Raw genomic sequence first — 5,108 nt, 5'->3', positions numbered from 1 at the left:
GGGTCGCGGAGCCATACCTGCTGTCCCCGGTCGGTCACGGTCAGCCCGAACTGCTCGGCGTCGGGCCGCCCCACCGACTCGTACTCCCACCAGACCTGCTCGATCTCCTCCCACAGAAACCCGGGCCCGTACTGCCACACCCCCTCCCCCGTGGCAGCCGTCGCAGCACCCCCGCCCTCACGGGTCACCCACACCTGGACACCTTCGGCGGTGTCCTGGTGGATGAGCCGCACGCCGGGCAACCGCGCCCCCGCGTACAACGCGAACCCGAGGTCGAGGAGCCGGGCGGGATCCAGGCCCGCCGCGCGGGCCCGCCCCTTGCCCCGCACGTCGTGGAGGTCGGGTACGCGATGGGAGCGCATCGGCATGTACGTGGCCCCGCCGCGGAACGGCCCCACCGCCGTACCGTCGCCCTGGACACGGAGCTGGACCAGCGCACCCGACCAGAACTCCCGGGCCAGCGGGGCCACGACGACCCCGCCGGGCCGGACCTGCCGCAGCAGCCCGTACGGGACGTACCGCACCGCGCACGTGGCGATCAGCCGGTCCACCAGCCCCAGGCCGGGCCACGGCCGCTCACCGTCCCCGACCCGCAGACGCGGCCGGTACCCGGCCTGCGCCAGAGCCTCCCCCGCCTGCCGGGCCACGACCGGATCCAGCTCCACACTGTGGACCAGATCGTCACCGAGCCGCTCGCAGAGCAGCGCGGCAACGTACCCGGTGCCGGTGCCGATCTCCAACACCCTTTGGCCATCCGAGACTTCGAGCAGGCCGAGCATGCGGGCGACCATCGAGGGCATCGAGTTCGACGACGTCGCGACACCGGGCCCGCCCTCGGCCCCGCCGTCGAGCTGCGTGACCACCGGTTCGTCGCTGTTGACCAGCGCCAGCCACGCATCCGTCCCCACCACCGGCTCGCACCGGTCGGGCAACTGCCGCCACACAGCCGCCGGAACGAACCGGCTGCGCGGCACGGCCTCGAACACCCGCCGCCAACGGGCACCAAGCAGCCCACGGTCGGCCAACTCCTGGACCAGCGCCGGATAGGTGGACACCTGGGGTGCCGTGCTCACGGCTGCGGAACGAACGTGGGACGGCTGCCGTCCGGAGACGGCTTCGGCTCCGACGGCGGAGTCCACGGCTTGTCCGACGGAGGACCGCCATGCTTCCCGCCCTCGGCCTGCACGGGGTCGGTGCTCATCGTCATCGTCCATCTCCTCTGCTCTGTGGAACGGTTCGATCGGCGGGGCGGCGGTGCAGCCGGTAGATCCCGTACGGCGGGAAGAGGCCGACGCGTGGCACAGGCAGGCGCAGTCCGGCCGCCGGCACAGGGCATGCGCGTCGGGCCTCGCGCCACGCCCGGTCCAAGCGAACTGCGGTCGGACAGGAGACTCCGGCACGGCAAGCGGCGCAGGTCGTGGTGTGGCCAAGAAGCATCCGGTATGCAGCTTCGGGCCCGGGGGCGGGCATGGTCAGCGTGCTCATGGCTTTCCCTTCGGGCTGGTGTGGGCAGGAGCTACACGCATCTGCGTGGCCATGAGCAGCACGTTAGAGAGCTGAGCACGAGATGCGCTGGGCGATTGCGCCGGGTTGCGAATCCTGCTGTACGCATTGGGCACGGTTGCTTAATCGAGCTCCAACGACGCCCGTGCACGGCCGATCAAACGTCGTGCCTGCGGCCCCTGGACCGCGGCTTCGACCATCAGATCCCACGCCCGTTCATACAGAACGACGTTCTCCTCGTCGTCGAGCCACATCTCGGTGTTGATCGTCTCGACGATCACGCGACGCCGGTCATAGATCCAAAACCCGTGGCCCGGCGCACGCCTCAGCTGCGCGCCGAGGGGAAGCACGCTGATCTCGACGGTGTCCAGGCCGATCAGCCCGGCGAGCCGGTCCAGTTGTGCGGCCATCACCTCGGGGGGGGGCACGTCAGTACGTACAGGGCCGCTTCCCACACCACGAACCGAAAGAGTTTGCCGGCCTCGTACAACGCCTCCTGGCGGCGCATGCGCGCCCGGACTGCTGCCTCGACGTCCCTGGGGATTCTGCGGAACTCGGCGTTCGCCTCGAACGCGTGCCGGGCGTAGTCCGCAGTCTGGAACAGCCCCGGAATGCGGGACACCTCCACACCCCGGATGAGCTGCGTAGCCATCGTCTCTGTGACGGCCAGTTCCTGGCGTGCCCGATGACCACCGGCGAGTTGCCGTCGCCACGACCGGTACTGCGATTCCAGTCCGACGAGCCGCCCCCGCAACTCGGCCGCCACACCAGGCCGCCCCACCGCCTGGGCCCACTCCATGAGGTCGCTCACGGTGGGGGTCTGCTTTCCTGTTTCCAAGCGGGACACCTTCGAGCGTTGCCAGCCGAGCACCTCGGCCACGCCCTTGCCGTTGAGACCGGCCTCGCTGCGTAGCTCGCGGAGCCGTGCTCCGAGGGCGACCCGCGCGGTTTGGAAGTCGGTGCTCACCCGGTCGAAGTTACTTCCTTCGCGAAGTCCGCGGTGCGCGTCGCGTGGTGCCAGGCGGCGTCTCGCGCCTGGCAAGCGAGGGCGACTTCGGCCGGGTCCTCGCTGACGACGACGCCGAGGGTCGTGTCGTCCTCAGCGAAGACGAACCGGACGATCAGCCGGGAGTCGAACAGCCAGAAGTCGTGGCCGGGCAGGCCAAGTCGGACTGCCTGGGAGCGTGGCAGGTTGCGGATGTCCTCACCGGCCGCCACGTTGCCCTGGCCGCTGGCCAGAAGAAACCACTGCCCCTCGGTCAGGGGCTGGTCGACGAGCCGGACCCGCTCGAACCGCTTTCCCTGAGCCGTCTGCGCCCGGACATTCTCGCGCCATGCGTTGTCCGGCTCAGCCAAGATGTCCGCGCCGCTCTTCCATCGTCCCCACTTCGGACTGTTGCGGTCGGAGGCGTACCCGTGCCGGGTTTCCAGCCGGAACGCGGTGTGCCTGAACTCGCGGAACAGCGGGGCGATCTCGGCGAACGGCACGATCTCAGGATCGGTAGTGCGTGGGGCGAAGCGGACCAGGAGGTCGCGTGGCACCAGTACGAATGTCTCGCTGTCCTTCACATCGCGGAGCTGCGCCAGATGCTCGGGTTCGGTAACTCGGTCACCCTGGACAAGGATGTCGGTGGTGCCCTCGACCTCGTAAAGAGTGGGGCAGTCTCCGTCGTCGCTGGTGGTACCGAGAAACCTGAGGAGCGTCATAGTGTCCTCCGTCTACGCTGGGTGGGAATCCAGGATGCGGCGGATGGCGCGAGACCGAGGGCAGATTGCGCGGAATTGCAGATTCTCATCGAGGCAGAGCAGTTGCGCGCAACTGGCGGTAGGTGAGCACTTTATGAGCGCCTTGAGGGACTCACGTTCGTCGCGGTCCAGATCCGGCTCGTGGAAGCGTTGGGGCTGCCTGGCGGTGATCGGGCGAGCACGTCCCGAAGCCCGGGGCTCGGCACCCGAGCCCCGGGCTTCGGGACGGTCGGGTCACTCTTCTGGGGGTACGCGGGTGGGGCTCCGGCCCGAAGCTCGGGTGCCGGGACTCGGGCGTCGGGATGCGGGACCCGGGGTTCGAGCGCCTTCTCTAACCGGCGGGTAGATGCAGGGGGGTTGGGAAAACCTCCCCCACCTCCCCACCCTCGTCACGGCGAGCAAGTATGACTAATCGTGACAGCTTGCGGCGCAGCGTCACGACTGCTTACGGTGCGAGAACCAATCGACCCCGACGCGGTGTTGCCACACCAGGCCGGGGTCTCACCGCAAGATCGATCACCCAGAAGGACGATCCCGTGGCTACCCAGCAGCCTAGCTCCGCCCCGCCCGCCCCCGCACTCTCCGCCGCGTACCCGATGGCCAAGCCCGGGTACGGCAAACGCACGGCTCCCGATCAACAGGCACCTACGCGCGAAGATTTCGCCCTGCTGCCGACGCGTGAGCGGTATGTCGCCGGGTTCGTCGACCACCTCCCCGAGGGGGCGGCGATGAGCGTGAAGCAGCTCGCCAAGCAGCTCCCGCTCTACGGCCAGCAGGCCATCTCCACCGCCCTGACCGCCCTGTCCGTCGCCGGGCACCTGCGACGCGTACGGTGCCCCGTCAGCGACGGCGACGAGACGCGCTGGGTCTTCCGCACCTTCTGGTCCAGCACCGCCCACGACAACGAGTGGTGGAACACCTACCTCGCCACCGAGAAGGCCGCCCGGACCGCCAACTCCGCACCGGACACCCCGACCCCCGACACGGCGACCCCGGCCACGGCGACCCCGCCGCCGTGGGTCCCGGCCGAGGAACCGCCGCCGCCCGCGCCGGAGGGCCCCGGTGCGGACCAGGCCCCCGGATGCCCCGCCGTACCGCAGCAGCGCACCCCGCACCAGAGGCCGGACGACGAGCCCGCGCCGCCCCTTCCGCCCACCCCGAGCGCGGCCCCCGCGCCGCCCGTCCCGTGCGCGGTCTCCGAGACGCCCGCAACGCCCATGACGCCCCGCACCTTCGTAGCCGGTCCTTCCCCGGCCTACCTGGCCCTGGCCCGCCTGGGCCGCGACGACCACCGCCTCGCCCTCTCCGCCGACGACTGCGCCGCCCTCGAACCACAAGCGGCCCAGTGGCTCGCCCGGGGCGTCACCGTCGACTACCTGACCAGCGCCCTCACCGCAGGACTCCCCACCAGGGTCGACAGCCCTGCCGGCCTGATCCGCCGCCGCCTCACCGACAAGATCCCACCCCGACTGCCCACCGAAAGCGCCCAAACCGTCACCCTCGCCCCACCGCGCCGCATCCTCATGGAATGCACCGACTGCGGCCGCCCCGGCCCCCCGGAGGCCCTCCCCGACGGCCTCTGCCACCCCTGCCGCACCACCCACCACTCCACGGCCACCGAGGAACCGGAGCACCCCGCCGGGATCGCCGACATCAAGGCACACATGGCCAACCTCCGCGACCTGCTCAAACCCGTCTGAACCCGAGCGCCACAATCACCTCACACCCCCAACCGACAGAAGCCGGTGGCGAACCGTGCGAAAGGCGACCGAACCTCCCGCATGGCAGCCATGCGCCTCCGTGAGATCCCGGACACGACGACGAACGCCCTTCCTCTTCCGGAGAACGAGATACCGCAC

3 protein-coding genes and 1 pseudogene are annotated in these 5,108 nt (G+C 70.2%); 1 reads left to right on the top strand and 3 read right to left on the bottom strand.

Annotated features, from left to right (window positions below):
- The 3 genes and pseudogenes from B9S58_RS29745 to B9S58_RS29730 form a co-directional block, all read right to left on the bottom strand.
- Positions 1 to 1,073 (bottom strand): methyltransferase domain-containing protein (locus B9S58_RS29745; RefSeq protein WP_258044462.1); only part of this gene is annotated, 1,073 nt, incomplete at its 3' end.
- A 552-nt stretch (positions 1,074 to 1,625) separates the two neighbouring features.
- A pseudogene (locus B9S58_RS29735) lies at positions 1,626 to 2,470 on the bottom strand (Scr1 family TA system antitoxin-like transcriptional regulator).
- Positions 2,467 to 3,210, bottom strand: a complete 744-nt coding sequence (locus tag B9S58_RS29730; RefSeq protein ID WP_103535051.1) for a DUF6879 family protein — start codon at positions 3,208 to 3,210, stop codon at positions 2,467 to 2,469. The pseudogene B9S58_RS29735 and the gene B9S58_RS29730 overlap by 4 nt, the downstream one beginning before the upstream one ends.
- Positions 3,211 to 3,845: 635 nt before the next feature.
- Between B9S58_RS29730 and B9S58_RS29725 the strand changes: the two genes are divergently transcribed.
- Entirely contained in the window at positions 3,846 to 4,949 is a 1,104-nt protein-coding gene (locus B9S58_RS29725) for a MarR family transcriptional regulator (RefSeq protein ID WP_103535050.1), read from the top strand.
- Positions 4,950 to 5,108 lie beyond the last annotated feature (159 nt).

Origin of the sequence: Streptomyces sp. SM11, assembly GCF_002910905.1 — a bacterium.
Classification (GTDB): Bacteria; Actinomycetota; Actinomycetes; order Streptomycetales; family Streptomycetaceae; genus Streptomyces.
Note: the sequence above shows the minus strand (reverse complement) of the source record. Positions and strands in the feature narration are given on the sequence as shown.